The organism is Pseudoflavonifractor sp. BSD2780061688st1 E11 (assembly GCF_005844125.1).
Taxonomy (GTDB): Bacteria; Bacillota; Clostridia; order Lachnospirales; family Lachnospiraceae; genus Sellimonas; species Sellimonas catena.
In genome coordinates, this window is sequence record NZ_SPHM01000021.1 from 23,699 (window position 1) to 50,114 (window position 26,416).

The 26,416-nt window shown below is 47.6% G+C and carries 24 protein-coding genes, 1 pseudogene and 1 riboswitch; of the genes and pseudogenes, 14 read left to right on the top strand and 11 right to left on the bottom strand.

The window, feature by feature from the left end:
* Positions 1-54: 54 nt before the first annotated feature.
* The 3 genes from FGQ85_RS10560 to FGQ85_RS10570 all read right to left on the bottom strand — a co-directional run bounded on the left by FGQ85_RS10560 (position 55) and on the right by FGQ85_RS10570 (position 2,843).
* The gene (locus FGQ85_RS10560) at positions 55-699 is read right to left on the bottom strand and encodes a PepSY domain-containing protein (protein ID WP_087253638.1); all 645 of its coding nucleotides are present in this window, start codon (positions 697-699) and stop codon (positions 55-57) included.
* A gap of 108 nt (positions 700-807) precedes the next feature.
* Positions 808-2,166, bottom strand: coding sequence for an ATP-binding protein (locus FGQ85_RS10565; protein ID WP_138373430.1), 1,359 nt, complete (start codon positions 2,164-2,166; stop codon positions 808-810).
* Complete coding sequence (locus FGQ85_RS10570) at positions 2,163-2,843, bottom strand: response regulator transcription factor (protein ID WP_207738726.1); 681 nt, start codon at positions 2,841-2,843, stop codon at positions 2,163-2,165. Before FGQ85_RS10570 ends, FGQ85_RS10565 begins: the two co-directional genes overlap by 4 nt.
* A gap of 89 nt (positions 2,844-2,932) precedes the next feature.
* Positions 2,933-3,102: riboswitch (M-box (ykoK) riboswitch) on the top strand.
* Positions 3,103-3,295: 193 nt separating this feature from the next.
* Here FGQ85_RS10570 and mgtE point away from each other — a divergent pair.
* Entirely contained in the window at positions 3,296-4,630 is a 1,335-nt protein-coding gene (gene mgtE / locus FGQ85_RS10575; RefSeq protein WP_138373431.1) for a magnesium transporter, read from the top strand.
* Positions 4,631-4,691: 61 nt separating this feature from the next.
* Here mgtE and FGQ85_RS10580 read toward each other — a convergent pair whose 3' ends face one another.
* Both FGQ85_RS10580 and FGQ85_RS10585 read right to left on the bottom strand, forming a co-directional pair.
* Positions 4,692-4,874 (bottom strand): hypothetical protein, encoded by a 183-nt coding sequence (locus tag FGQ85_RS10580; protein ID WP_087167070.1) that lies wholly within the window; start codon positions 4,872-4,874, stop codon positions 4,692-4,694.
* A 24-nt stretch (positions 4,875-4,898) separates the two neighbouring features.
* A complete protein-coding gene (locus FGQ85_RS10585; RefSeq protein ID WP_087167071.1) occupies positions 4,899-5,888 on the bottom strand; it encodes an SPFH domain-containing protein in 990 nt (329 codons plus the stop codon).
* A 179-nt stretch (positions 5,889-6,067) separates the two neighbouring features.
* On the opposite strand from FGQ85_RS10585, the gene FGQ85_RS10590 reads away from it, so the two are divergent.
* The 5 genes and pseudogenes from FGQ85_RS10590 (at position 6,068) to FGQ85_RS18845 (ending at position 9,985) form a co-directional block, all read left to right on the top strand.
* On the top strand, positions 6,068-6,451 hold the full coding sequence (locus FGQ85_RS10590) for a DUF2007 domain-containing protein (protein ID WP_087167072.1): 384 nt from the start codon (positions 6,068-6,070) through the stop codon (positions 6,449-6,451).
* Between the two features lie 148 nt (positions 6,452-6,599).
* Positions 6,600-8,252 carry a glycoside hydrolase family 32 protein gene (locus FGQ85_RS10595; RefSeq protein WP_138373432.1) on the top strand — a complete coding sequence of 551 codons (1,653 nt, stop codon included), beginning with the start codon at positions 6,600-6,602 and terminating at the stop codon, positions 8,250-8,252.
* Positions 8,253-8,258: 6 nt separating this feature from the next.
* Positions 8,259-8,927: an HAD family phosphatase gene (locus tag FGQ85_RS10600; RefSeq protein ID WP_138373433.1), complete on the top strand. Its 669-nt coding sequence runs from the start codon at positions 8,259-8,261 to the stop codon at positions 8,925-8,927.
* Between the two features lie 23 nt (positions 8,928-8,950).
* Positions 8,951-9,457 (top strand): annotated as a pseudogene (locus FGQ85_RS18840) (O-acetyl-ADP-ribose deacetylase); the annotation flags it as partial.
* A gap of 84 nt (positions 9,458-9,541) precedes the next feature.
* Positions 9,542-9,985 carry a GNAT family N-acetyltransferase gene (locus tag FGQ85_RS18845; protein WP_243128539.1) on the top strand — a complete coding sequence of 148 codons (444 nt, stop codon included), beginning with the start codon at positions 9,542-9,544 and terminating at the stop codon, positions 9,983-9,985.
* A gap of 33 nt (positions 9,986-10,018) precedes the next feature.
* Here the strand turns inward: FGQ85_RS18845 and FGQ85_RS10610 are convergent, their stop codons facing one another.
* A complete protein-coding gene (locus FGQ85_RS10610) occupies positions 10,019-10,909 on the bottom strand; it encodes a LysR family transcriptional regulator (RefSeq protein ID WP_087167076.1) in 891 nt (296 codons plus the stop codon).
* A 177-nt stretch (positions 10,910-11,086) separates the two neighbouring features.
* On the opposite strand from FGQ85_RS10610, the gene FGQ85_RS10615 reads away from it, so the two are divergent.
* The 3 genes from FGQ85_RS10615 (at position 11,087) to FGQ85_RS10625 (ending at position 16,004) form a co-directional block, all read left to right on the top strand.
* Positions 11,087-12,826: an ABC transporter ATP-binding protein gene (locus FGQ85_RS10615; protein ID WP_138373434.1), complete on the top strand. Its 1,740-nt coding sequence runs from the start codon at positions 11,087-11,089 to the stop codon at positions 12,824-12,826.
* 22 nt (positions 12,827-12,848) lie between these two features.
* Positions 12,849-14,747, top strand: coding sequence for an ABC transporter ATP-binding protein (locus FGQ85_RS10620; protein WP_138373435.1), 1,899 nt, complete (start codon positions 12,849-12,851; stop codon positions 14,745-14,747).
* Positions 14,748-14,891: 144 nt separating this feature from the next.
* A complete protein-coding gene (locus tag FGQ85_RS10625) occupies positions 14,892-16,004 on the top strand; it encodes an aldo/keto reductase (protein ID WP_138373436.1) in 1,113 nt (370 codons plus the stop codon).
* A 206-nt stretch (positions 16,005-16,210) separates the two neighbouring features.
* On the opposite strand, the gene FGQ85_RS10630 is transcribed toward FGQ85_RS10625, so the two are convergent.
* The 4 genes from FGQ85_RS10630 to FGQ85_RS10645 are packed head-to-tail and all read right to left on the bottom strand — an operon-like array spanning position 16,211 to position 21,036.
* Positions 16,211-17,041, bottom strand: a complete 831-nt coding sequence (locus tag FGQ85_RS10630; protein ID WP_330680249.1) for a Cof-type HAD-IIB family hydrolase — start codon at positions 17,039-17,041, stop codon at positions 16,211-16,213.
* Positions 17,038-18,480 (bottom strand): UDP-N-acetylmuramoyl-tripeptide--D-alanyl-D-alanine ligase, encoded by a 1,443-nt coding sequence (gene murF, locus FGQ85_RS10635; protein ID WP_138373437.1) that lies wholly within the window; start codon positions 18,478-18,480, stop codon positions 17,038-17,040. Before murF ends, FGQ85_RS10630 begins: the two co-directional genes overlap by 4 nt.
* Positions 18,481-18,503: 23 nt before the next feature.
* The gene (locus FGQ85_RS10640; RefSeq protein WP_138373438.1) at positions 18,504-19,562 is read right to left on the bottom strand and encodes a D-alanine--D-alanine ligase; all 1,059 of its coding nucleotides are present in this window, start codon (positions 19,560-19,562) and stop codon (positions 18,504-18,506) included.
* A 13-nt stretch (positions 19,563-19,575) separates the two neighbouring features.
* On the bottom strand, positions 19,576-21,036 hold the full coding sequence (locus tag FGQ85_RS10645; RefSeq protein WP_087167082.1) for a nicotinate phosphoribosyltransferase: 1,461 nt from the start codon (positions 21,034-21,036) through the stop codon (positions 19,576-19,578).
* Positions 21,037-21,224: 188 nt separating this feature from the next.
* Between FGQ85_RS10645 and FGQ85_RS10650 the strand changes: the two genes are divergently transcribed.
* The 3 genes from FGQ85_RS10650 to FGQ85_RS10660 are packed head-to-tail and all read left to right on the top strand — an operon-like array spanning position 21,225 to position 23,363.
* Positions 21,225-21,488, top strand: a complete 264-nt coding sequence (locus FGQ85_RS10650; RefSeq protein ID WP_087167083.1) for an HPr family phosphocarrier protein — start codon at positions 21,225-21,227, stop codon at positions 21,486-21,488.
* A gap of 33 nt (positions 21,489-21,521) precedes the next feature.
* Positions 21,522-22,631, top strand: coding sequence for an ATP-binding protein (locus FGQ85_RS10655; RefSeq protein WP_087167084.1), 1,110 nt, complete (start codon positions 21,522-21,524; stop codon positions 22,629-22,631).
* Positions 22,632-22,640: 9 nt separating this feature from the next.
* Positions 22,641-23,363, top strand: a complete 723-nt coding sequence (locus FGQ85_RS10660) for a DUF3226 domain-containing protein (RefSeq protein WP_330616859.1) — start codon at positions 22,641-22,643, stop codon at positions 23,361-23,363.
* Positions 23,364-23,427: 64 nt separating this feature from the next.
* Here the strand turns inward: FGQ85_RS10660 and FGQ85_RS10665 are convergent, their stop codons facing one another.
* A complete protein-coding gene (locus FGQ85_RS10665) occupies positions 23,428-24,162 on the bottom strand; it encodes a lysophospholipid acyltransferase family protein (RefSeq protein WP_118636088.1) in 735 nt (244 codons plus the stop codon).
* Between the two features lie 168 nt (positions 24,163-24,330).
* On the opposite strand from FGQ85_RS10665, the gene FGQ85_RS10670 reads away from it, so the two are divergent.
* Positions 24,331-24,762 (top strand): protease complex subunit PrcB family protein, encoded by a 432-nt coding sequence (locus FGQ85_RS10670; RefSeq protein ID WP_087167087.1) that lies wholly within the window; start codon positions 24,331-24,333, stop codon positions 24,760-24,762.
* Between the two features lie 11 nt (positions 24,763-24,773).
* Positions 24,774-26,333, top strand: a complete 1,560-nt coding sequence (locus FGQ85_RS10675) for an SPOCS domain-containing protein (RefSeq protein WP_087253694.1) — start codon at positions 24,774-24,776, stop codon at positions 26,331-26,333.
* The last annotated feature ends 83 nt before the right edge of the window (positions 26,334-26,416 follow it).

A 26,416-nucleotide genomic window follows, 5' to 3' on the forward strand; every position in this document is an offset into this window, starting at 1 on the left:
ACCGGTTACGGCAGCCGCCTTTCATCATGTTTCAGTTTTTCTTACAGGGAGCTGTTATGCTCTCTCTTCGCTCCATTTCAGGAAGTTTCCTGTATTTGCATCAATTTCGAATTCATACTCGGTCTGCTGGTAGATAATATCTCCTTCGTAGATATATTTTCCATCATCATGTTCCAGCTCCATGCGCAGATCCTGCTCGGTTGCGCCCGGAACCCGTTCCAAAGCTGCGGCTTTTGCGTCCGCTTCACTGATCTGAACATTCGGAGTCTGGGTAGTTCCGGTATTGCTCTGGGTATTGTTCTGAGTATTATTCTGGGTGTTATCCTGGGTGCTGTTCTGGGTGTCATCCTGTGACTGAGCCGTGTCTGTATTGCCGGCAGTGTCTGTGCCGCTTTGAATCTGACTGCGTCCGTTTCCTGCAGTTTCCGTATCGTAACTCAGGATGTCACCGTTTTCGGCGTTGATCTCATAGTCATATTCTGTATCGCCGGAGTTGAACTGAATCTCATAGGTAGTTCTTCCATCGTCCCGTTCTTTGGAAGACTGGAATCTGGAAATATCGGATTCGGCTACGCCTGCGTCTTCTAAAGCGATCTCCTTTGCCCTGTCCTCTCCGATATCATTTCCGCCTCCGCATCCGGCAGCCAGGCCGAGAAGTGTAAGGGTAACTGCTGCTGTAACAATCATTCTTTTTTTCATAATAAATCTCCTTTCTATGATGTCCCTTTGGTTTTTCGGGGTGTTTTTTTGTTGTTGATGTAAGTATAGTACCCAAAGATTAAAGGAACATTAAAGGAAAACAGAAATTTATTTTTTTTCTTCCGGCAGCAAAAAGGTAAATATGGTTCCCTTTCCCGGGATGCTTTCCGCTGTGATTGTACCGCCATGAGCCTCGATAATCCATTTCACCATGGAAAGCCCAAGTCCCGAATGTCCTGACGCGCTTCGGGAGGTATCTGCCCGGTAAAACCGGTCCCAGATGTGCGGCAGATCTTCTGCGGAAATGCCGATGCCGTCGTCTTCCACGGATCCGGTGATAAATCCGTTCTGCCGGAAACAGGAGACAAGAATGTGTCCGCCTTCGTTGCCATAACAGATGGCATTGGAAATCAGGTTGACAAGCATCCGGATATAAAAGGTCTCATCGACGGAGGCATATAGTTCCGGCTCAATCTGTGTGTTGATGATGATCTGTTTTTCTCCGGCCAGAATCGCCTGCTCTTCGCAGACCATCTCAGTGAGCTCGCTGAGATTGAGCGTTTCCAGCTGAAGCTTCTGTCTTCCCTGATCTGCCCTTGAGAGCAGCAGAAGCTGGGAAATAATCTGAGCCATATTCCGCGCCTTTTTTTCGATCAGCTCAATCTGCTGACGGTGTTCACCGTTCAGGGTTTCGTCGGCAAGTGCCGCGTCACACTGGGCCAGAATCACGGTAATCGGAGTACGAAGCTCATGGGAAACATCAGAAGTAAACTGCTGTTCCCTCCGGAAGGCACGTTCAATCCGGTCAAGCAGCTGGTCAAATGTATCGGCAAGCTGATAAATTTCATCGGTTCCATTTCCAAGCTCGACGCGTCGGGAAAGATCCTGGTTTGTCTGAATTTCCTGTACCGTATCCGTGATCCTGCGGACAGGGCGGAGCGTCCTTCGCGTAAAGAGATATCCGATCACTGCAGTCAACACAACCAGAAGCGGAAGCACAATCATGGCGAAACGGAGCGTGATCCGGAAACTGGATTCCGCCTCTGTGACAGAGGAAATTCCGCGGATATAGACGAGTCCATAGCCGGAAATCCGGTGGGCAAGGTCAAACACGTACCACTGACGGCCGGAATCGGAAAGTGTCTGGAGCTGTCCGTCGGAAAAATCCGGCTTCAGATCAAATCCGTAGGGAATCCGTCCATACAGAAGCTCTCCGGTCTCCGTATAAAGGGACAAATACACACCGCCGTCCAGATCATAGAAATCCGAATCCAGATCAAAAGAACCGTCTTCCCATTCGACATCCTCCATGCTTTCCTGCACCTGCTTTTTCAGTGTATTCTGCGTAGAAGCAAGAATCTCCTGATTGCTCAGGGAGAACAAAATCGCAAGAGCCGCGCAGGTCAGAAGTGTCATGAAAAAGGAATACAGTAATGTTACTTTTAATTTTAAAGATAATCGTTTCATGATACCACCTTCAGGACGTATCCGGCGCCCCGTACTGTATGAATCAGTTTCGGCTCGTACCCGTCATCGATTTTGCGGCGGAGATAGCGGATATAGACATCGATAACATTGGAACCGCCGGTATAGTCATAATTCCAGATATGCTGTTCCAGCTTGTCGCGGGACAGCACGATTCCTTCATTCTGCATCATGTAGCGGAGCAGGGAGAACTCTTTCCCGGAGAGACGGATTTCCGTATCCCCGCGGAATACCTGATGGGTATCCAGAAGGATCTTCAGATCTGCAGTCTGAAGACAGCTGGATGGAGTCTCGGCAGGTTTGCGTAGCAGTACCCGGATTCGTGCAAGCAGCTCCTCAAAGGCAAATGGTTTGACAAGATAATCGTTCGCTCCGGCGTCAAGACCTGCCACGCGGTCTTCGATGCTGTCTTTTGCAGTCAGAAGAAGAACCGGAACGGTACAGCCTCGCTGACGGATTTTCTTTAAGACACTTAAGCCGTCGAGTACCGGCATCATAATATCCAGGACCAGGGCATCATATTCGGCGCCGGCCATATATTCCAGCACTTCCCGGCCGTTTTTACAGGAATCCACGCTGTAGTGTTCGGCCTTCAGACGTGAAGTAAGAATCTGATTCAGATCCTTTTCGTCTTCTGCAATTAATATACGCACATGCATCACCCTCCTTTGATACTTTCCAGTATAAATCAGATCCGAAAAGAAAGAAACAAAAACTTGACACCGGATGATAATCGAAGTATGATGGTATAGGAAATCGGTAGGTGAGGTTACCACAGGGATCTGGGACACCTAAGATTGCTGCCGCTAAATTGTGGAGACACAATGCGCTGGTCAACAGGTTATGTCGGCGATAAGGCATAACCTAACGCAGTTTTTATGCCCTGTGATACTAAAGCTTGTACGTAAGAAAGGACAGGATCAGGTATCTCCGGTTTTTGCCGGAGATTTTTTTGTTTCACAGGAAATTTCTTCCCTGTAAAACAAAATGTTCCACGGAATGAACAGTAACGTCCGATAAAAGAAAGGCAGGTGAGGTGCAATGGATGCTGGAGGCAGTTATGACTCGTATTGTTACATGGAAAAATTCATAAAAGAAAGTAGGGATTGCTATGAACAGACAGATTTTAACAGACCTCTTGAAGAAAAAAGAGTTCAAGGCAGTCAGAAGTATTCTGGAGGTCATGAATACCGTAGACATTGCAGCTCTTCTTGCCGAGCTGGAAGATAAGGAAATGATTCTGGCGTTCCGCCTGATTGAAAAAGCAAAAGCGGCGGAAGTATTTGCGGAGATGAGCAGCTCCATGCAGACTTATCTGGTGGAAATGTTTACGGAAAAAGAGCTGAAAGACTTGATTGACGAGCTTTACATGGACGACACGGTCGATCTGCTGGAGGAGCTGCCGGCCAATCTGGTAACGCGGATCCTGGAGCAGGTCGATAAAGAAAGACGTGCACAGATCAACACAATTCTGAATTATCCGGAGGACAGTGCGGGCAGCATCATGACGACGGAGTATGTGGATCTGCGCCGGACGACGACGGTCAAAGAGGCCATGGACCACATCAAACAGACCGGGATTCACAAAGAAACGATCTATACCTGTTATGTGCTGGAAAATAGAAGGCTTGTCGGGATCGTCTCTGCCAAGGATCTGATGACAATGGACGATGACATGACGATGGAAGAGCTGATGGAGACAGAGATTATTTCCGTCACAACTCATACCGACCAGGAGGAGGCAGTGCATCTGCTTTCCAAGTATGATCTTCTGGCGCTCCCGGTTCTGGACCAGCAGGGATATATGGTCGGAATCGTGACAGTCGATGACGCGATGGATGTCCTCGTTGATGAGACGACAGAAGATATGGAAATCATGAACGCCTTGAGCCCGAGTGAACAGCCGTATTTTGAAACAGGCGTGATCAAACACGCAAGAAACCGGATCGGATGGCTTCTGGTGCTGATGCTTTCCGCGACGCTGACACAGACGATCATCGCGCACTATCAGGAAGCATTTACTGCCGTTCCGCTTCTCGTTTCCTTCATCCCGATGCTGACGGACACCGGCGGAAACTGCGGCTCCCAGAGCTCGACGCTGATTATCCGCGGTATTGCCCTTGACGAGATTCATTTTAAAGATATTTTCAAGGTGATTTTCAAAGAGTTCCGGGTGGCCATTCTTGTGGGAGCGGCTCTTGCGGTAGTCAACGGAATTTATATGGTGATCCGTTACCATGATCCGATGCTGGCACTTCTTGTATCGATCTCACTTGTTGCGACAATTCTGATCGCGAAGCTGATCGGATGTGTGCTTCCGCTTGTCGCAAAGAAGCTGCGCCTGGATCCGGCCATCATGGCGGCGCCGCTGATCACAACGATCGTGGACGTCTGCTCTATCATGGTATACTTTCAGGTGGCAACACACCTGTTACATCTTGTTTAGAAAAAAAGCATAAAGAATAAAAAAACAGGAAGAGTTCCGGCCTGGAAACTCTTCCTGTTTTTTACTCTTTATTCAGTTTCTTTTTCCGGTATTTCACACACTCGGTCAAAAGATATTCGATCTGCCCGTTCATGGAACGGAAATCATCTTCTGCCCATTGGGCGATTTCGTTATAAAGGCTCTGGGAGAGCCTTAAAGGGACCTGTTTTTTGGCTTTTCCCTTTTCAGTCGTATTTTTCTCCAAAATGTGTCCCACCTTTTCCTGATTTTAATAGATGGTACCGCTGTTTACGATCGGCTGCGCGTCCTTGTTGCCGCACAGTACGACAAGAAGATTGCTGACCATGGCGGCTTTGCGTTCTTCGTCAAGCTCTACAATATCATTTTCATTCAGCTTATCCAGAGCCATCTGCACCATGCCGACTGCACCTTCCACGATCTTCTGGCGTGCGTCAATGATGGCTGCGGCCTGCTGCCTCTGAAGCATGGCGGACGCGATCTCCGGTGCGTAAGCCAGATGGGTGATACGCACGTCAATGATCTGGATACCGGCATCTTTTACCTTTTCCTGAAGCTCCAGCTGCATGATATCCGCAATCTCCTGGCTGCTGCCGCGCAGAGACTTTTCGTCACCCTTTTCGCTTGTGTCGTAAGGATACATACGGGCCGTATTCCGGATGATGGCATCGCACTGGATGGAGAGGTAGTTTTTATAATTCTCCACGTTGATGACAGCCTGCGTCGGATTTACAACCTTCCAGATGACAATGGCGCCGATCTCCACCGGATTTCCCAGTTCGTCATTGACTTTCTGCTTTGCATTGTCGAGAGTCATTGTCTTAAGAGAAATCTTTTTCGCGGCAGGCGTTACGGAAGTACGTCCGCCGGCTGAAACGGTAAAACCGGCTTTGTTTCCTGTCGGGTTGATTGCCGAGCAGAAAGGGTTTACCCAGTAGTAGCCGGATTTTTTGATCGTGCCGTAGTATTTACCAAAGAGTGCAAATACAAGGGCTTCGTTCGGATTGAGAATCTTCAGTCCGCAGTACAAAATGATGGCAACAACGAAAAGGATGATGCCAAGCGTCACGAGAACACCGCAAAGTCCGCCGGATACCCGGTCCATGCTGTAAAAAACGGGTCCTGCGATAAAAAGCGCGGTACCTGCTATCAGTACTACGGTACTGACAAACAACATGAGAAAACCGTTCAGTGCGTGAATAATCCGTTCCTCCTGGATCAGGGATTCTTTTGCCTCCATAACTCTTCCTCCTTCATTCAAACATGAGTTAAAGTGATATTATTTTGATATCATAATAGATCTTAAAACAGGTCTTGTCAAGGGAAATCCGAATTGAAAATGAGAAAAAACAGAAGTATAATAAAGATAGAAATCTTTGATCAGAAAATCCGCTGGTGTAAAGGAAAAGAGGTGTTCGTATGAGAGCAGTAAGAAGGGAAAAAGTGGAGGCTATGAGTCCGGTCTGCATTTATACGGCAGGCGACAGAATCGAGGCCGAGATGCTTTTGGAGGCACTTCAGAGAAACGGTATTCAGGGATTCCGCGAGGCCAGAGGGGCCGGAGGAGTTATGGATGTGTATACGGGGAATTCGATCTTCGGAGAGAAGATCTATGTAGATGGACGGGATGCGGAGCAGGCAGGAGTAATTATCGAATCGATTCTTGCGGAATCTGAGATAGATGTGGAGCCGGAAGATGAAATTTCAGATCAGGAGGTCAAAAATCCTAGATGGCTTCAGGTCAGTGTAGGGATTCTTCTGATTCTTTTGACTGCGGGAATTCTTGTAAGCATCATTCTGTAGACATCAAAGGGAAGGCGGTATCGTTTCCGGCCGGATTTTGTCGAGCGTTCGGAAGGGATACCGCTTTTTTAATGCGGCGCTTTGTGATAAACTGTACAGTAGAAGTAGATAACTGACGACAAATACGCCTGAGAACAGGAGGAAAAACATGAGATTTAATACACAAAAATACAGACAGCTGGAATTGTTTATTAAGACAGAACCTGGGAAGACAGGCAGACTTCATATGATTTCCGGAAGCGCGCGCAAGATGTTCCGGATTGACCAGTACAGAAAGTGGATGCGGATCGCTGTCAACCAGGGAACAACCTATGAGGTGACGCCCGAGGACTGCGAGATTTCCTACGCGGATTTAAGCGGATGTGAAAATATCATGGAGCGGGGAATCTGCCTGATCCAGGACGGCAGATTTTACGGTAAAAGCCAGTGGGCAGGATGGTACGATACGCCGGTGCGAAATCAGTTTCATCTCTCACCACTGAAGGGATGGATGAATGATCCGAACGGCTTTTGCTTTTATCACGGATACTATCATCTGTTTTACCAGTTTCATCCATTCTCGGAAGAGTGGGACAATATGTACTGGGGACATGCAGTCAGCCAGGATCTGATTCACTGGGTACACCTCCCGGTGTGCATGGAGCCGCAGCAGGAGATTCTGAATCATCCGGAACTTGTGGGAGGAGCGTTTTCGGGGACTGCGCTGATTGATGATGAGCAGAAAATGAGGCTGTTCTTTACAAGACATATCGGAAAGCGGAAAGAACCGCAGAATATGAGGGAATACCAGGTCATGACGGAAAGCTGGGACGGAATTTCGTGGGAACGGGAGAGCCGGATTATCGATGGACCGGAAGATGAGGAAATCCAGGATTTCCGGGATCCGAAAGTATTTTTTGAAGATGGCGAATACAAGATGATCATCGGCACACGGACAAAGGAACACCCGGCGGTTGCGCTTTATAAGTCCTACAATCTTGTGCAGTGGACGTACTGTCAGGAGATCTTCGAGGAAAAGCAGGAGGAAGGATGTTTTCCTCTGGAATGCCCGGATCTTTACAAACTGGACAATCAGTGGGTGCTGACAGCCGGATACTGCGGCCACGTGGACGAGCACGGAAGGAAAAACGGGACATATTACCATATCGGAGAATGGTATCAGGATCAGTTCCATGCGGAGACGAAGGGACTATATGATTTCGGCGCGGATTTTTATGCCGTGCAGACACTTGAAACCGAGATCGGGAGAGTTGCCATCGGCTGGATCAGCGATGTTGCAAAGGAACATGTCAAATCAGTAAATGGAGCCTGCGGAAGCATGAGTATTCCGAGGGTGCTCCATGTCAAGGATGGAAGGCTGTACCAGAATCCGGTTCAGGGAATTTATCAGCTGATCCGTTACCCGGTCTATGAAGGATGTGACGAGAATGTGGAACTTTCCGGAATCGAAGGGAACACCTACTATGTCAGACTGGAACTGGAACATTCGGCGGATTTCCGCATGACGCTTTATAAATGGAAGGACCGCAAGCTCTATCTGGAGCAGAAAGACGGACAGTGCCGTTTCCGGACTGTCGGGGAAGGAGCGAAAAATATTCTCTATCCTGCGGACATTGATCAGGTGACAGTGGTGGAAGTTTTTGTGGACCGGAATGTCTGCGAGGTATTTTTAAATGAAGGGCAGGCGGCAGGAGCGAAGAAGTTTTATCAGCAGTCCGAGATGGGGAACTTTGAGTTCCACGTACAGGAAAAGGGTGCGGTGAAATCCCTGCTTGTAGAAAAGATGGAAGGAATATGGTAAGAGAAGATGAGAATAAAAGCAGTACTCTTTGATATGGACGGTGTTCTGATTGATACGGAAAAATACCTGACCCGGTTCTGGAGACAGGCGGCAGAAGAAGCCGGGCTTTTGCTGACAGAAGAGGATTCTTATCAGTTCCGCAGTTTTGCCAGCAGGTACGCTGCCCCATGGTTCGCAAAGACGTATGGTGAGCAGTACGATTATTGGGCTATCCGGGAGCGGAGAAAAGAGCTGATGAGCGAGCATCTGAAAGCCAACGGAATCGAGAAGAAGGACGGCGTGGACGAAGTGCTCTGCAGTCTTCGGGAAGCCGGATATCAGACTGCCGTTGTGACGGCAACGGATGAAGAGCGGACGAGAAGCTATTTAAGTGAGATTGGAATTCTGGATCTGTTTGACGACATCGTCTGTGCTACTATGGTAGAGCGTGGCAAGCCGTTTCCGGATGTGTATGAATATGCATGCAGGAAGATCGGAAGAAAACCGGAAGAATGTGCGGCGGTGGAGGATTCGCCAAACGGCGTTCGTGCGGCCGCCGGTGCCGGATGCCGTGTCATTATGGTGCCGGATCTCACCCAGCCGGATGAGGAGCTTCTTTCGCTGATCGATCGGAAGGCAGATACACTTTGTGATATTCCGCAGATCATCCGGGAATGGAACAAAAAGGCAGAGTAAAGTCAGAGACAGGAGGAATACAGATGGGAACATTTCGGATTATCAAGGGAGATATTACAAAATGCAGAGCGGATGCCATCGTCAATGCGGCGAATCCATCGCTGCTTAGAGGCGGCGGAGTGGACGGAGCCATCCACCGGGCAGCAGGACCGGAACTTCTGGAAGAGTGCCGTACTCTCAATGGATGCAGGCCCGGTGAGGCGAAGATCACAAAAGGCTACCGCCTTCCGGCGGACTATGTCATTCACACACCGGGGCCGGTATACCGTGGCGGAAACTGTGGAGAGGAACAGATTCTGGCCTCCTGCTACCGGAACAGTTTAAAACTTGCAGCTGCCTATGAACGGAATACTGTAGCCTTCCCGTCCATCAGTACCGGAATCTACGGATACCCGGTTTCCCTTGCGGCAAAGACGGCTGTCAGGGAGATTCTTACATTTCTTCATACTCAGAGCACGGTCCGGGAAGTGGTGATGGTATGCTTTGATGAAGAAACAAAGAAAGCCTACGAAGAGGCATATCAGGAAATCGGGCAGACCGAATTTGTGATCCAAAAAGCCGGGGAAGCTGATCTTGCGGATATTCAGAAGCTGATGGAAACAACCGTTGCATATATGGAGAATCCGGACTGGTTTTACGAGGATGGAAAAGAATTTCTGGAAGTGTGTGTAAAGGAAGAAGAGAACGCCGGATTTGCAGTCATTGCAAGGACTAAGCAGGAGGGAATTCCTGCAGGATGTTTTCTTGTGGAGATCCCGGGGGATGTCCCGTACAACCTTGGCAATGATCTGGGATTTTCAAAAGAACAGCTGCTTTTGTCGGCGCATATGGATACGGCAGCTGTGGATCCTCTTTACCGCGGGCATCATCTGCAGGACAGGATGATGGAAGTCTGCGAAGAGGAAATGAAGAAACGGGGCATGCGTTATCTGCTGGCGACCGTTCATCCGGACAACCCGTACAGCCTTTCCAATGTGCAGAAGCGGGGTTACGGAATCCGGGCGACGAAAGAAAAATACGGCAGATCGCTTCGCCATATTCTTTGTAAGGAAATATAAGCCATGGGACAGACAGCTCCCATGGCTTTATTTTCATGAGAGGAAATCCTCTTTCACACTCCTTTTTGCGATAGAGATAAATTTTTTCAAGGGTGGGTTATCCACTCCTTTTTTATAGAAAATTCCGTAGGATAAAGGATCCGTGCCGGCGAGAGGAATGTAGCACAGCTGTTCATCCGGGAATCGGGACTGCGGAAGGATGCAGTATCCATATCCGGTACGGACCAGTGTCAGAGCTGCCTGATAATTATCACAGAAGTAAACCGATTCGGGCGGCAGATAACCGGTGATGCGGTTCTGATATTCCAAGGCGCCGGCAGGAAGCGCATAGGAGTTGCAGAAAACAAGGCGTTCTGAAAGAAGATCCTGTTCGTAAACTTCCTTTTTTCCGGCATAGGCATGACCGCGCGGAAATACGCAGCAAAGCGGGATATGGAGCAGTTCATCGTAAACGACGTTTCCTTTTAAAGGGATGTCGCTTTGGAATCCGATCAGAAGATCAAGCTCTCCCTGATAAAACAGATTCAGAAGCGAGCGGTGTGAGATGATTCTCAGAAACGGATGAAACGCAGGCATCTCCTTTAAGCAGGAATCGAGAATGCCGTTTAGAAAATCAAGGTGGGCCTCGCTTCCACACCCGATGGAGACCACCTGCATGGCAGCAGCGGTGTGGTGCTGAATTTTGGCGGTAGCGTATTTCAGTCGTTCTATGATCTGCTTTGCATCGTCAAGAAAGCTGATTCCGGCAGGGGTGAGGCGGACAGTCCTTGTGGTCCGGTGCAGCAGTTTGGTATCCAGTTCCTCTTCCAGAGCATGAATCTGGCGGGAGACTGCGGACTGGGTAATATTGAGAGATTCAGCGGCTCTTGCAAAGTTCAGGTTTTCCGCCACCTGGACAAATGTTTTCAGCTGTTGTGTATTCATGGTTCCGTTCCTTTCTATTATTGCGTTTGTAGCATTAATGATACCATTTTTTCATTTTTCATTCAAGGAAATTTGTGATTTAATAAATAGGAGACAGTTCGGAAGCTGACAAAAAGCATCCGGTACTGGAAAAATTAAAAATAAGGTAAAAGAGTAAATGGACAGGAGGTTTTTACAGTGAGAAAAGTATTACAACAGCTGGGAAAGTATAAACGGGATACCTTTCTGTGTATTGGACTGACCGCTCTCGAAGTAATTATGGAAATACTCATGCCCTTTGTTACGGCCATTATTATTGACAGAGGACTGGAGCAGTCGAATCTTTCCGTCGTATATCGTTATGGTGCCCTGATGATTGTCATGGCATTTCTGAGCCTGATCTTTGGAGCGATGGCAGGAAAAAATGCTGCAAGCGCCGCATCCGGTCTGTCCGCAAATCTGCGGGAGGCAATCTATGCCAATATTCAGACCTTTTCTTTTTCCAATATTGACAAATTCAGCGTGCCGGGACTTGTTACACGTATGACAACGGATATTACCAACGTACAGAATGCCTACATGATGGTGATCCGTGTGGCAGTCCGGGCGCCGTTAAACCTGATTTTCAGTTTTACCATGTGTATGATCATCAACCGGCGGCTCAGCAGTATGTTTCTCATTGCTGTTGTGTTCCTTGTGGTTGTCATCGGCTCAATCATGGTCATCACTCTGAAAATTTTCCGTCAGGTTTTCCGACGGTATGACGATCTGAACGCAAGTGTACAGGAGAACGTCACTGCAATCCGTGTGGTAAAGGCATTTGTACGTGAAGATTACGAAAACAGGAAATTTGCAAAAGCATCCAGGATTCTTTACGATCTGTCTGTCAAGGCAGAGGGGCTTCTGGCATTCAATAACCCGGCCATGATGGTTGCGGTTTACTTCTGCATTATTTCCGTCTCCTGGTTCGGTGCCCGGTTTATTGTGGAAGGTTCACTGACAACAGGAGACCTGACCAGTCTGTTCAGCTATATCATGGCTCTTCTTATGAGTCTGATGATGCTGTCCATGGTAGTGGTTATGATCAGTATGTCCATGGCGAGTATCCGCCGTATCGGTGAAGTGCTTGATGAAAAGCCGGATCTGACGGATCCTGAGAACCCGGTGATGAAAGTTGAGGACGGCAGGATTGATTTTAATCATGTGAACTTTTCCTATAAACATGGAAGCGGTAAAAATGCTCTTTCTGATATTGATCTTCACATTAAAAGCGGTGAGACAGTTGGTGTAATCGGAGGAACCGGTTCCGGGAAAAGCAGCCTTGTCAATCTGATCTGCCGGCTCTACGACGTGGATGAAGGCTCTGTCTGTGTAGGCGGCGTGGATGTCCGCAAATATGATACCGAAGTGCTTCGGAATCAGGTTTCCGTTGTGCTTCAGAAAAATACCCTGTTCTCGGGAACGATTCTGGATAACCTAAGATGGGGAAATCCGGATGCCACAGAGGAAGAGTGTATTGAGGCATGCAAAGCAGCGTGCGCGGATGAATTTATTGACCGGATGCCGGGAGGATATGAAACCCGGATCGAGCGGGGAGGAGCCAACGTTTCCGGAGGACAGAAGCAGCGTCTGTGTATTGCGCGTGCACTTTTGAAAAAACCGAAAGTACTGATCCTTGATGATTCTACCAGCGCGGTAGATACGGCGACCGATGCAAACATCCGGGCAGCCTTTGCAAAGAAGATTCCGGGAACAACAAAGATTATTATTGCACAGCGTGTTTCCAGTGTGGAGTCCGCAGACAGGATTCTTGTTCTGGATGAAGGAAAGATCGATGCGTTCGATACACATGAAAACCTGCTGAAACACAATGCAATTTATCAGGAAATTTACAACTCGCAGCTGGAAGGCAGCGGCGACTTTGACCAGCCGGCATAATCAGAAAGGAGGAAACAGTGTTATGAGCGAAAAGATCAATGAAAAACCATCAGGATCCAGAGTGAATACAGCCGTCAGGCTGATCAACAGGGTCATTCGATATATGCTTCATTATTACAAAATTCCGTTTTTGATTGTAGTTATCTGCATTTTGATTACTGCCATCGCAACTGTTGTAGGGGCGACATTCCCCCAGACGTTGATTGATGATCACATTACACCAATGCTCGAAAGCGGCTCCAGGGATTTCAGCAGTCTGGCTTTAGACCTGATTCGTCTGGTATGCATAATGGCAACGGGAGTTATCACGGCATTTACCTATAACAGGATCATGGTCAATGTAAGCCAGGGAACGATGCGGCATTTAAGAGATGATCTGTTCCGCAGGATGGAGTCTCTGCCGATCAAATATTTTGACACCCATGCACATGGGGATATCATGTCGGTCTATACCAATGACGTGGATACACTGAGACAGCTTTTAAGCCAGAGTATTCCGCAGATCATCAATTCCGTGATATCCATGATTGCGACATTGATTACCATGATAGTGTTAAATCCGTTTCTTACCGTGATTTCCATTTTGACAGCATGTGTCATGCTGCTTGTAACGGCCAATTTTTCCAAACTGTCCGGAAAATATTATGTCCGCCAGCAGATCGATCTGGGAGCAGTGGATGGATTCATCGAAGAAATGCTGGACGGGCAGAAGGTTGTGAAGGTGTTCTGCCATGAACAGGAAGCGATGGCGGATTTTCACAAAGTCAATGAACGGCTTCGTGACAGTACAAACAAGGCGAACCGTTATGCCAACCTGCTCATGCCGATTAACGCCAATATCGGGTGGATCAGCTATGCGCTGGTGGCTATTGTAGGAGCAATCCTCGGGATCAACGGGCTGGCAGGAGTTACCATCGGTACTGTTGTTACCTTTGTGGGACTGAACCGAAGCTTTACCAACCCGATTACCCAGGTAAGCCAGCAGATCAACTTCGTGGTCAATGCGGCAGCCGGAGCACAGCGTGTCTTTGAACTGATGGATCAGGAGCCGGAGAAGGACGAAGGATATGTGGAACTGGTCAATGCCGAAGAGGATGAGAACGGCAATCTGATTGAATCCCCGGTGCGGACCAATATCTGGGCGTGGAAACATCCGCATAAGGCGGAGGGCACCATTACATACCGCAGACTGGAAGGCGGCGTTGTATTGGATGATGTCGATTTCGGATATAACGAAGACAAGATTGTCCTGCACAATATCAGTCTCTATGCAAAACCGGGACAGAAGATTGCGTTTGTCGGCGCGACGGGTGCAGGAAAAACGACGATTACAAACCTGATCAACCGGTTCTACGATATTGCGGACGGGAAAATCCGGTATGATGACATCAATATTAACAAAATCAAAAAGCAGGATCTGAGAAGATCTCTTGGTATGGTCCTTCAGGATACCCATTTGTTTACCGGTACGGTAATGGAAAATATCCGGTACGGAAAACTTGACGCCACGGACGAAGAATGTATCAAGGCGGCAGAACTTGCGAATGCGGACGGATTTATCCGGCGGCTGCCTGACGGCTATAATACCATGCTGACGGGAGACGGATCCAACTTAAGCCAGGGACAGCGGCAGCTTCTCGCTATTGCCCGGGCGGCAGTTGCGGATCCGCCGGCACTGATTCTTGATGAGGCGACTTCATCTATCGATACCCGTACCGAGAAACTCGTACAGGCCGGAATGGATGCCCTCATGAAAGGACGGACCACCTTTGTCATTGCCCACCGCCTGTCCACAGTCAAGAATTCAGACTGCATTATGGTTATGGAACAGGGGCGTATCATTGAACGAGGCACCCACGATGATCTTATCGAGGCAAAAGGAAAATATTATCAACTCTATACAGGAAACTTTGCTTCCTAGAGACACATCTCTTTTCAGACAAAGCTCCGCCCGGCGGGATTCCTTCTCCCGCAGGCGGAGTTTTTGTGTGCGAGAAATGATTGCCTGGGATGAAAGATTGGATTACAATAAAAGGAGAAGAAAAAAGAAAGCGGTGAAGACAACATGAGCAACAGATTTGAAAATGTAAAAAAGAATTTTGGATTCGGATGCATGCGCCTTCCAATGAACGGCGAAGAAGTAGATCAGCAGGAATTTACCAGGATGGTAGACACCTTCCTGGAGGCCGGATTCAATTATTTTGACACGGCCAGAGGCTACTTAAAAGGAAAAAGCGAGACAGCCATCCGGGAATGCCTTGTAAAACGGTACCCAAGAGAAAGCTTTATTTTGACAGACAAACTGACAGAACCATACTTCGAGACAGAAGAAGATATCCGCCCATTCTTTGAAAGCCAGCTGGAAGCGTGCGGCGTGTCCTACTTCGATTTCTACCTGATGCACGCACAGAATGCAGAAAATTATAAAAAATTCCAGAAATGCCACGCCTATGAAACAGCTCAGAGATTAAAAGAAGAAGGAAAAGTCCGCCACGTCGGAATCTCCTTCCACGACAGCGCCGAAGTACTGGATCGCATTCTCACAGATCACCCGGAGCTGGAAGTCGTACAGCTCCAGTTCAACTATGCAGACTACCTTGATGAAGAAGTACAGAGCAAAGCCTGCTATGACGTCTGCCGGAAACACGGAAAGCCGGTCATCGTCATGGAACCGGTCAAAGGAGGAAAACTCATCCGCCTGCCGAAAAAAGCACAGGACACACTCGACGCACTCCACGGCGGAACAAACGCAAGCTACGCCATCCGCTTCGCTGCAAGCTTTGACAATGTCATGATGGTACTCTCCGGTATGAGCGACATGGAACAGATGAACGATAACTTAAGCTTCATGACCCGGTTCCAGCCACTCACACCCGAAGAACAGGACGCAGTCAAAACGGCAGCAGAGATCTTCAACGCACAGAAAATGATCTCCTGCACCACATGCCGGTACTGCACCGACGGATGCCCAAAACAGATCCCGATCCCGGAAATCTTCAACTGCGTCAACGACAAAATCCAGTACGAAAACGAAAAAAGCAAAGAAGACTACCAGACCATCACAAAAGAAAAAGGAAAAGCATCCGACTGCATCCAGTGCGGCAAATGCGAAAAAGCCTGCCCACAACACCTCCAGATCCGCCAACTCCTCAAAGACGCAGCCCGGATGTTTGAATAATTTTTGGGGACGTGTTCCGATTCACCGGAACACGTCCCCAAAATACAAAAAATGCCTTCCAGCCCAGTAAAATCAAGGGCTAGAGGGCTTTTTCTTAAAATTTTCATTGGGGACAGGTTCTGAAACGCCGGAACACGTCCCCAAAACGCAAAAAACACCCGCCAGCCCAGTAAAATCAAGGGCTGGCGGGCATTTTCATGGAAAATTCATTGGGGACAGGTTCCGAAGCATCGGAACACGTCCCCGATGACGTAGAGGATGCCGTCGTCGTCGTTTGAGAGTGTGATGAAGTCGGCGGCTTCTTTGACGGCGGGCTGTGCGTTTGCCATGGCGACGCCGAGTCCTGCGGACTGGATCATGGTGATGTCGTTGTAGCCGTCTCCGCAGCAGATCATCTGGTCGGTGGTCAGCCCGATGCTTGAGAGGAGTTTCTCAAGGGAGTGTGCCTTATCGATGTTCTGCGGCATGATTTCGAGGAAGAACGGGTCGGAGCAGTAGATGTTGAGCAGTCCGTGAAAGTGCGGGATGAGCTTGTCTTTTACACGGGCGATTTCATCTGGTTCTCCTGTGATGAGGAACTTGTTGTTGTCTGCCTCGATATGTTCGGTAAATGGTTCGATATGGCGGACCGGGAGCCCGTTGATCCGGGATTCCAGTTCGGTGTACTGGTTCGTGTGGAGCCCGGACAGTATGGCCTTCTCGGAATATCCTACAATGTCGACATCAAAGTGTCTGACGATTTCAAACAGAGGTGCAGCAATGTTTTTTGGAAGGAGTCTGTTGTAGATGATCTCCCGGCTCCGGCAGTCGGTGATGCGTCCGCCGTTGAAGGAGAGAATGTAGCTTCCAAAGCGTTCCAGCTGCAGTTCCTTTGCAAGAGGAAGGACGCCGGTTGTAGGGCGTCCGCTTGCAAGGACTACTTTGATTCCGTTTTCCTGTATCCGGATCAGTGCCTTTTTGGTCTGAGGTGTGATCTCCTTTTTGGAATTGGTCAGTGTGCCGTCAAGATCCAGGGCGAGGATCTGGTAATCCATCATAATGTTTCTCCTTTTTCCGTGCTGTTGCCTGTGTGGCAGTATCCATTACAGCCGAATTCTTTTAATGTTTCCACAATCTGAGAGAATTTCATGGAATTGGAAGCTTTTACAAGGACGGTATCCCCCTTTTGAAATAAAGAAGAGACGTCGTTTAAAAAGCGTTCTTTGTCCGGATAGTAGAGTACGGTATTGCCGGAGGCAATATTTTTGGCACCCTGATACATGTGTTCGGCCAGAGGTCCGATGCAGATGATCTGGTCGATGCCTTTGCGGGCAGCGTATTCTCCGGTTTCAAAATGAAGGCGGTCTTCGTCTTTGCCTAATTCTTTCATGTCCCCCATAACCGCGGTGCGGCGTCCCAAAGCCATGGCGAGGACATCGAGGGATGCCCGCATGGATGCAGGATTGGCATTGTAGCAGTCGTCCAGAATGGTCAGAGTATCGGTCTCAATCTGGTGATTCCGTCCGGATACCGGCTGGAGAGTCCGGATACCGGATTCGATTTCCTCGGCTGAGAGTCCGAAGAGGCGGCCGATGTAAGCTCCTGCGAGAGCGTTGTAGACCATGTGTTTTCCTGGAATCGGGATGTCGGCCTGAATCGTTGCCTCCGGGAAATCGCCGCATGCCGGAAGCTGGATTGTGCAGAGTGTTCCCTTGAGTCCTCTGTTTTCAATGTGGGATGCGAAAACCGGAGCGGCAGAATCGATGCCGAAAAATACCGGTTTCTGCCCGCGCACATCAGAGACCGTGCGCAGCATATCATCATCTCCATTTAAAACAACACAGAACTCATCCTGCAGGTGATCGAACATTTCAGTCTTTGCTTTGAGGATTCCCTCACGGGAACCGAGACTTTCCAGATGTGCGTATCCGATATTTGTGATGACACAGACATCCGGCCTTGCAATATCCGCCAGACGGTGCATTTCTCCGAAATGGTCGATTCCCATTTCGAGAACCGCGATTTCATCTTCTTCGGTCAGCCGGAAAATGGTCAGCGGAAGACCGATCTCATTATTATAATTTCCTTCTGTTTTCAGTACGTGATATTTCTGCGCCAGAACAGAGGCGATCAGCTCTTTGGTGCTGGTCTTGCCGACGCTTCCCGTAATGCCGATCACTTTCAGATTCAGCCGGCTGCGGTAATAGCGGGCCAGATCTTTGAGCGCCTGTTCGGTGGACTCTACAACAATATACGGGTACGGGACGTCTCCCAGGGAATGTTCGGATAAGGAGCACAGTGCTCCTTTCTCCATAACCTGTTCTATAAAATCATGTCCGTCTACGCGCGCACCTTTGATTGGAACGAAGAGAAATCCTTCTTCAATCTTGCGGCTGTCAATTGCCACGCCGGTAATCTCCCGGCTGAGAAGCTCTTCCGGTCCGTAGCAGGTACCGCCGCAGGCGGAGGCAATAGCTGCCAGTGATAATTCTTTCATATGTGTTCTCCTGTCTTTGGTAATTACCCGCGGTAACGGGCATCCATGGATTTTTCAATCAGCAGTTCGCAGAGGTCGCCGAATTCGATTCCGGCCGCCTTTGCTTCTTTTGGAAGAAGACTTGCGGCTGTCATTCCAGGCAGGCTGTTGTATTCCAGGCAGTAAATGCTGCCGTCCTCAGTCAGAAGGAAATCGGCACGGGCATACACGTCAAGTTTGAGCGCCTTGAATGCCTTCTCCGCAATATCCTGAATCCGAAGTGCTGTTTCTTCCGGAATCCGGGCAGGGCAGATCTCCTCTGTCATGCCGTCCTGATATTTGTTCGCATAGTCAAACCAGCCGTTTTTCGGACAGATTTCGATAACAGGAAGAGCCTTTCCATCGATGACGCCGCAGGCGAGTTCTCTTCCTTTAATATACTCTTCAATAATAATCTCGTCTTCATAGCGGAAGGATTCCCGGACAGCCTGGTCAAATTCTTCCTCAGTGTGGGCGAAATAAACGCCGATGCTGGAACCTCCGGAGCACGGTTTTACCACGAGCGGGAGAGAAAGTCCGGTGGAAGCAAGGGAATGATCCGAAGCAGATTTTTTCATCCAGGTTCCCTTTGGAGTCGGAATCTGGTTTGCCTCGAAGATCACCTTCGTAATTTCTTTATCCATGGAAAGGGCGCAGCCAAGGGAACTTGGGCCGGTATAACGGATACCGAGGACATCAAAGGATGCCTGGAGTTTTCCGTTTTCTCCCACGTCTCCGTGAAGTCCCATAAATACGATGTCCGCAAGCCGGCAAAGTTCGATGACATTGGCGCCGAAAAAGCAGTCTGATTTGTCTTCTCTGCATGCCTTTACCGCTTCCAGATCCGGCTCTGTGGAGCGGATTCCGGATGCGATTCCAAGACCTGCGTCCGGTCTTTTGAAGACCGCTTCCAGATCATCCCCGGCATCCGGAAGCCCGAGGAACGGATCCAGAAGAAAAGCGTCGTGGCCTTTCTCACGTAAGGTACGGCAGATCCCTGCACCGGAACTTAAAGAAACGTCACGCTCGGTGCTGAGTCCTCCTGCTAATACAATAATTCTCATAATCAAATCCTCCTTATAAATTATCCATACTCATCTGATCGAGCAGTTCCTTCTTCACCTGATACAGCCGGTCAGATAAATCGACATAGACATTGTGAGGGTAGAAGAGACGCTTTGTCTCATCCCACAGTGTATCTTTTTCCTGGCGGCAGTAATCCGCAATCTCCATCACGGTCGGAGACTGGTATACGCATTCTCCGTTGATGAAAACCGGAACGAGCATTTCACGCATCGTGTAAGTGCCGCCTTTTAACTTCGTCTTTTTCCATGTTTCGATCGGGTCGAACAGAAGCAGATCGTCATTTTCATCGAAAGTCTCATCTGCAAAACAGATCAGGTCTGCCTTGATCTTGCCGCTTTCCTTCTCGTAGATCCGGTAGATCGTCTTGTTGCCCGGATTGGTAATCTTTTCCGTATTCTCCGACAGCTTGATCTTCGGAACAAACGTGCCGTTTTCATCCTGAATAGCCGCCAGCTTGTAGACGCCGCCAAAGGACGGGCAGTCCTTGGACGTGATCAGGTGAGTGCCCACACCCCAGACGTCGATGGCTGCTCCCTGCTGCTTCAGATCGTGGATCAGATATTCATCCAGATCATTGGAAGCGGAAATCTTCGCCTCCGGGAATCCTGCGTCATCCAGCATCTTACGTGCCTTCTTAGAAAGATATGCAAGGTCGCCGCTGTCAAGACGGATTCCGAAGCTTTTCGACTGGATTCCCTCTTCCCGCATCTCACTGAACACACGGATCGCGTTCGGTACACCGGATTTTAAGGTGTCATATGTGTCCACAAGCAGAGTACAGGAATCAGGATACATCCGGGCGTACGCCTTAAATGCTTCGTATTCATTTGGAAAACTCATAATCCAGCTGTGGGCATGGGTTCCCATCACCGGAACATCAAACATCTGTCCGGCCAGAACATTGGATGTGCCGACGCAGCCGCCGATCATGGCAGCTCTCGCCCCGTAAAGTCCGGCATCCGGCCCCTGGGCACGGCGAAGGCCGAACTCCATGATGCCGCCGCCGTTTGCCGCGTAGACAACACGGGCAGTCTTGGTAGCAATCAGAGACTGGTGGTTTACGATATTCAAAATCGCCGTCTCCACCAGCTGGGCCTCCATAATCGGGGCAACGACTTTGATAATCGGTTCTCTTGGGAAAATCACACTTCCTTCCGGAATTGCGTAGATATCACCGCTGAAATGATATCCACTTAAATAATGAAGGAAATCTTCATCAAAAATGTGCAGGCTTCTTAAATAATCCACTGCTTCATACGAAAAATGCAGCCCCTTGATATACTCGATCACCTGATCCAGCCCGGCTGCAATGGAATAGCCATTATTACAAGGGTTGGCACGGTAAAAGACGTCAAATACAACGACTTTGTCGTGATCCTTCTCCTTAAAATATCCCTGCATCATTGTCAGTTCATACAAATCTGTCAATAATGTCAAATTACGTTCCAACATAGGACACACTCCTTTTTTGCCGCACAAAAGAGCGTACGGCCTTTTTTTCAGCATAATACTGGAAACATTATAGCACTCATCCGGGCAAAGGGAAAGAAAAAATCCGCAACTTCAAATTGAAAGCCCCGGGGAACTGGTATATAATAAACTTAAAAAAAGAACATTTCCAGATGGAAGGAGGAGTCAATATGACCACACGAAAAGTGATAGCAGCAGATATCGAAAGCAGATATGAGGCACCGGGCGCAGAACTGGTTCGTATTGCATGCCAGTTCCAGAGCAGGATTATGTTAAAGAGCGGCGATATGCATATCAACGCAAAGAGTATTATGGGGATGATGGCTTTCCGACCATCAAAGGGAATGGAGATCGAGATCACTGCAGAGGGTGACGACGAAGAAGAGGCAGTCATCGGCATTGAGGCCTTTTTGAAAAATGACCAGGTAAGGTGAGAGAATGTAGTGGGCAGAGAGGAAGAAAGGCGAATGACATATATTAATAGTCTGGACATTCAATCGTTCAGAGGAATTTCTTCATTACAATTAGATCAGCTTTCCAGTATTAATATTCTGACAGGGGATAATAATTCTGGAAAAACAAGTGTACTCGAAGTCATAGAAAGTTACAGTAATCCAGAAAGCCTCAAAATGTGGGGGACGTTGTTAAGAAAGGGATCGTCAGCGTCGGCATATTCTTTTTATGAAGGATTCTATGACCTATTTAATATCAATGAAAAAGATAAGAGTATCGAATACACTATTAAAAGCCAGGACTCTATATCAAAACATGTTGTAAAAGAAAGAATACGAGTTGATGCACGGATTATAGACGAAGAGATGACCGAATCTGAGTATAATCAAGTAAGAGAAATTGTCAATTATGCCCCAAGCGATTCAGAAGAAATGCTTCAGAGAGTGGGAAAGATGGAGCTTTGTATCCGAATCAATGATTCGACCGTGGCAAAAGGCTGGGTGTATGAGGGGCAAAGACGTTTAGATACCGCTTCCGTTGGAACAGAAGGAAAGCAAAAACATAATATAGTCTATATTGCGCCATCCAGTCATACGGATGCAGATATATATCTTACAGATATTCTAAAATATCCGAATCTTTATGAAGAAATGTTAGAGATATTAAAAGATTATGATGAAAATATTATCAGCATTAATTATGATAAAGGGAATCATAATTATGGAAAAGGTATCTATAAAATCTTGTCAAAGTCGTATCAGGAAGCTTTGCCATTGAATGTATATGGCGATGGAATGAAAAAAGCAGTTTTGCTGATGAGTGCAGTTTTAAAGGCGCAAGACGGGATTTTGCTTCTGGATGAATTTGAAACTGCAATTCATACATCAGCTATGAGCAGAACATTTCGATGGATTTTGGAAACTTGTCTTAAACTGAATGTACAGGTGTTTTTAACGTCACACAGCAAAGAAGCGATTGATAAAGTTTTAAAATGTTCTGAAAAAGTGAGAAGTCGTACAGCAGTATATACTCTTTACAGAAAGAAGGATAAAATCACAGTTAGGCGGCTTTCCGGAAATAAAGCGTTGGAAGTACAGGACGAAATGGGATTGGAGTTGAGATAAATGAAAAGTATGTTAATCTGCGAAGGCTCAACGGATTCCGTTCTGATCCAGTACTTTATGAGAAACACATATCAGTGGGAGGACACCCGGGAGAGTTTCCTCATAAGTAAAAAATTTAAAACATTTCGTGTTCTCAAAAAAGAAGAGCGATTATTGTGCATAGGAGGAAGCGGAGGAGCCAGTCGGATTTTGGAAAAGTTTGGATATATGCTGGAACTAAACAGTCTGGCTGCCGATGAAGAAGAATATAATAAAATTGTGATTCTGACGGATCGGGATGAGGTCGATACGGAGGCAGAATTCTGTACTAAGATTAGAGACATGATGTCTGAGCGACATGTACAAACTCAGCAAGAGATAAAGAATAATGAATGGATTCATTGTCATATGCAAAACGGACAGAAAAAGGAAATTACGGTGGATATATTATTACTGGTAATTCCGTTTGAGGAAACGGGAGCGATGGAAACATTTCTTTTGAAAGCGATTGCTGAAAACGATCCATATGACGCTCAATTGATCTGTCAAAGCAATCAGTTTGTAGAATCCGTAGATCCGAAAAAAAGATATTTAAATAAACGAAGATATATTACTAAGGCAAAATTTGATGTATTTTTTTCAGTTAGGACTGCTGCAGAGCAGTTTGTGGAACGGCAGAACATACTCAGAAGTGTGCCATGGGAGAAGTATCAGAAGATACAGGAATGTTTCAAAAAATTTGCGGATCTTTAAAAGAACAGAACGATAAAGGGGAGACAGTGACTCATAGGGCCGCTGTCTCCCCTTAACTGTTGCCTTATACCATATCCGCGTTTTTCTCAATCGTTTCCTTAATAATCGCTTCAAAATACGGCGCGAGATGTTTTCTTGTCTCCTTGTCCAGATCTTTCGGATATACCGGCTTCCCGTACTCTACGACCACATGAGTCTTCCGGACAAACGGAAGATGGGCTTCAAAAATCTGAGCGGTATTATTCAAACTGATCGGGACAATCGCACATCCCGCCTTTTCCGCAATCTTAAAGGACCCCTCTTTAAAAGGAAGAAGACTTAACTCTTCTCCGGTATTTCTCGTTCCTTCCGGGAAAATACAGATGGAAATCCCGCTCTTTACATAGTCAATCGCCTGAAGAATCGTTTTCATGCCCTGCTTCGGATCTTCGCGGTCCAGAAACAGGCAGTATACATACTTCATCCAGGTGGAGAGAAGAGGAATCTTCTCCATCTCCTTTTTGGCAACATATCCAGTGAGCCGCGGGCATCTGGAATAGGTCAGCAGAATATCGAAATAACTTCTGTGATTTCCCACAAACAGGACCGGCTCATCCGGAATATTCTCAAGTCCGATCACCGTAGCATCTACGCCCGCGATTTTCAGGATACATTTAAAACCCCACTGCACAATCCGCAGGGAAGAAAGATCGCGCATCTGCCGGTTTTTCTTTCCGATCAGCCATTCCACAAAAAAGACCGGTATGGAAAGAATCAGATAGACAACCAGATAAATGACAATACAGATAAAGCGAATCATGGGGATACGCTCCTTTCCATAAAATTTAATAGACAGTATGTCGAAAAAAGACGTACTTACAAAGTAACACTATTATACTATAAAAATGCGCGAAAAGAAATCAAGATTTGGTATTTTTTATGGGAAGTTTGTGTAAGATGATAAAGAGAAACTGCAGGATCGCATGGAATGAGCAAAAAAGCAGGAAATTTCCGAAAAATCATCTTCTCCTGTACTGCAGTCTTCCTGATTTTATGCATGTCCGGATGCTCTGTCACGGACCTGGGAGGAACGAAAAAGCAGGAGCTGGACTTTACGGTCCTGGAAAAGGAAGACATACCGGAGGAATTAAAGACTCAAATCGAAGAGAAAAAGGACGAACCGATGAAGCTGACGTACACGGACCAGGGACAGATGTACCTTGTCAGAGGGTATGGAAAAAAGGAGAGCAGCGGATACAGCATTGAGGTAAAAGAACTTTACGAGACCGAAAACGCCGTCCATATCCGCACGGAGCTGAAAGGACCGGGAGAAAAGGAACAGGTCATCGAAAAACACACATGGCCTTATCTTGTCGTGAAACTGGATTATCAGGACAGACATGTTGTCTTTGAAGAATGAGGAGGTTCCCTATGGAGTTGGTAAAAAAACAGATTATGAAACAATGGAGCGGAAAGCCGGTGACAGACCAGTTTCTGATTGATGAAGACTACAATGTGCCGGACAACAAAAAGGATATCAAAAAAGTCATGCAAAGCGAAGGAACGCTGCGGATCGAGGAAATCCGAAAGGTGGATCATTATGTGAAAATCCATGGAAAGCTGATGTTCAAAATTCTCTATGTCACCGATGAGGCGGATGAAAAGATGGCAGAACTCTCCGGACAGTTCCCGTTTGAAGAGATGGTTTACACAGAAGAGGAACGGGGAGACTGGCTGATCCGAAGCACCAGAACCGATGTGACGGCGGTGATGATTCACTCCAGAAAGCTCAATATCCGGACCATGGCGGAGATGGTGCTGGTTCCGGAAGCCGGAGAGGAAGGCGAATTGACGATAGACGTGGACGGCGTCGACCGGTGCTGTAAGAAAAAGGAGACCCGGAAGATTCTGAAGATGCTGACCTCCATCCGTGATACATACCGGATCAAAGAGGAAATCCACCTTCCGAAAGGGAAAGAAAATATTGCCTCCCTTCTGTGGACGGATATCAAACCGCAACGGCTGGATACGAAACTGGTGCAGGACGGACTGATTGTGGAAGGGGAACTGCTTGTCTTTGCCTTTTATGAGACGCCGGATGAGACACTGAACTGGATTGAGGAGCCGGTACGCTTCGAGGGTAGAATTCCGTGCCCGGGAGCAGACGAGACAATGTTCCACCAGATCGACAGCGCTTTTACCGACGAAAACGCGGAAGTGCGGCTGGATGAGGACGGAGAAATGCGGATTGTCGGCATTGAGGCATCGCTGGAAGTGAAAGCTTCCGTTTTCGAGGAGGAAGAAGTGGAAATCCTTCAGGATCTGTATTCTTTAAGCTGCAATCTGACATCTGAAAAGGAGAAGGATGAATATGAGCAGATGGTGATGCAGAACCACCTGAAATGCAGCGTCAGCGAGACCCTTTCCCTGCCGGAACTCAAAGACAATATTTTTCAGATCTGCCATACGTCGGGCAGCCTTGAAATTGTCCGGACGGAAGCGAAAGAAGAAGGAATTCAGGTAGAAGGAATCCTGCACATCGGATTTTTGTATGTCAAGCCGGATGATGATATTCCGTTTGACACCTGGCAGGGCATGGTCCCGTTTTCCTGTATGCTGGAATGCAATGAAATGTATCCGGATATCCGCTGTTCCTTAAACGGCTGCATCGAACAGCTGACAGTCAACCTTCTGGGACAGGGGAAAGCGGAGATTAAGGCTGCCGTCTGCTTCCGGGCGCTGGTAAGGAAACCGGTGGAAATCGAAAATATCAAAGGCATTACCATGGAAGAACGCTCGATGGAAGAACTGGCAAAGAGACCGGGTATTGTAGGGTATGCGGTCAAAGACGGAGATGATCTGTTCTCCCTTGCCAAGCGGTTCGGAACGACCGAAGAGAGCATCTGTGAGGTCAATGGAATCGAGAAGGAAAAAGGACTGCGTCCAGGTGAGAGGATATTGATTTTTAAGGAAAATTTGAGTATACTATAAGGAAATGTATACAAAATACATATTGTCCGTTTCTTCTATTATATAGAATCTTTTATAAGATCCGGAACAGGAAGAAAAGGGCA

What these genes read in the sequence shown, in the direction of transcription:
- FGQ85_RS10560 (WP_087253638.1), bottom strand. Translation starts at nt 699, where the DNA reads ATGAAAAAAAGAATGATTGTTACAGCAGCAGTTACCCTTACACTTCTC.
- FGQ85_RS10565 (WP_138373430.1), bottom strand. Translation starts at nt 2,166, where the DNA reads ATGAAACGATTATCTTTAAAATTAAAAGTAACATTACTGTATTCCTTT.
- FGQ85_RS10570 (WP_207738726.1), bottom strand. Translation starts at nt 2,843, where the DNA reads ATGCATGTGCGTATATTAATTGCAGAAGACGAAAAGGATCTGAATCAG.
- mgtE (WP_138373431.1), top strand. Translation starts at nt 3,296, where the DNA reads ATGAACAGACAGATTTTAACAGACCTCTTGAAGAAAAAAGAGTTCAAG.
- FGQ85_RS10585 (WP_087167071.1), bottom strand. Translation starts at nt 5,888, where the DNA reads ATGGAGGCAAAAGAATCCCTGATCCAGGAGGAACGGATTATTCACGCA.
- FGQ85_RS10590 (WP_087167072.1), top strand. Translation starts at nt 6,068, where the DNA reads ATGAGAGCAGTAAGAAGGGAAAAAGTGGAGGCTATGAGTCCGGTCTGC.
- FGQ85_RS10595 (WP_138373432.1), top strand. Translation starts at nt 6,600, where the DNA reads ATGAGATTTAATACACAAAAATACAGACAGCTGGAATTGTTTATTAAG.
- FGQ85_RS10600 (WP_138373433.1), top strand. Translation starts at nt 8,259, where the DNA reads ATGAGAATAAAAGCAGTACTCTTTGATATGGACGGTGTTCTGATTGAT.
- FGQ85_RS18845 (WP_243128539.1), top strand. Translation starts at nt 9,542, where the DNA reads ATGGAGAATCCGGACTGGTTTTACGAGGATGGAAAAGAATTTCTGGAA.
- FGQ85_RS10610 (WP_087167076.1), bottom strand. Translation starts at nt 10,909, where the DNA reads ATGAATACACAACAGCTGAAAACATTTGTCCAGGTGGCGGAAAACCTG.
- FGQ85_RS10620 (WP_138373435.1), top strand. Translation starts at nt 12,849, where the DNA reads ATGAGCGAAAAGATCAATGAAAAACCATCAGGATCCAGAGTGAATACA.
- FGQ85_RS10625 (WP_138373436.1), top strand. Translation starts at nt 14,892, where the DNA reads ATGAGCAACAGATTTGAAAATGTAAAAAAGAATTTTGGATTCGGATGC.
- FGQ85_RS10630 (WP_330680249.1), bottom strand. Translation starts at nt 17,041, where the DNA reads ATGATGGATTACCAGATCCTCGCCCTGGATCTTGACGGCACACTGACC.
- murF (WP_138373437.1), bottom strand. Translation starts at nt 18,480, where the DNA reads ATGAAAGAATTATCACTGGCAGCTATTGCCTCCGCCTGCGGCGGTACC.
- FGQ85_RS10640 (WP_138373438.1), bottom strand. Translation starts at nt 19,562, where the DNA reads ATGAGAATTATTGTATTAGCAGGAGGACTCAGCACCGAGCGTGACGTT.
- FGQ85_RS10645 (WP_087167082.1), bottom strand. Translation starts at nt 21,036, where the DNA reads ATGTTGGAACGTAATTTGACATTATTGACAGATTTGTATGAACTGACA.
- FGQ85_RS10650 (WP_087167083.1), top strand. Translation starts at nt 21,225, where the DNA reads ATGACCACACGAAAAGTGATAGCAGCAGATATCGAAAGCAGATATGAG.
- FGQ85_RS10655 (WP_087167084.1), top strand. Translation starts at nt 21,522, where the DNA reads ATGACATATATTAATAGTCTGGACATTCAATCGTTCAGAGGAATTTCT.
- FGQ85_RS10660 (WP_330616859.1), top strand. Translation starts at nt 22,641, where the DNA reads ATGTTAATCTGCGAAGGCTCAACGGATTCCGTTCTGATCCAGTACTTT.
- FGQ85_RS10665 (WP_118636088.1), bottom strand. Translation starts at nt 24,162, where the DNA reads ATGATTCGCTTTATCTGTATTGTCATTTATCTGGTTGTCTATCTGATT.
- FGQ85_RS10670 (WP_087167087.1), top strand. Translation starts at nt 24,331, where the DNA reads ATGAGCAAAAAAGCAGGAAATTTCCGAAAAATCATCTTCTCCTGTACT.
- FGQ85_RS10675 (WP_087253694.1), top strand. Translation starts at nt 24,774, where the DNA reads ATGGAGTTGGTAAAAAAACAGATTATGAAACAATGGAGCGGAAAGCCG.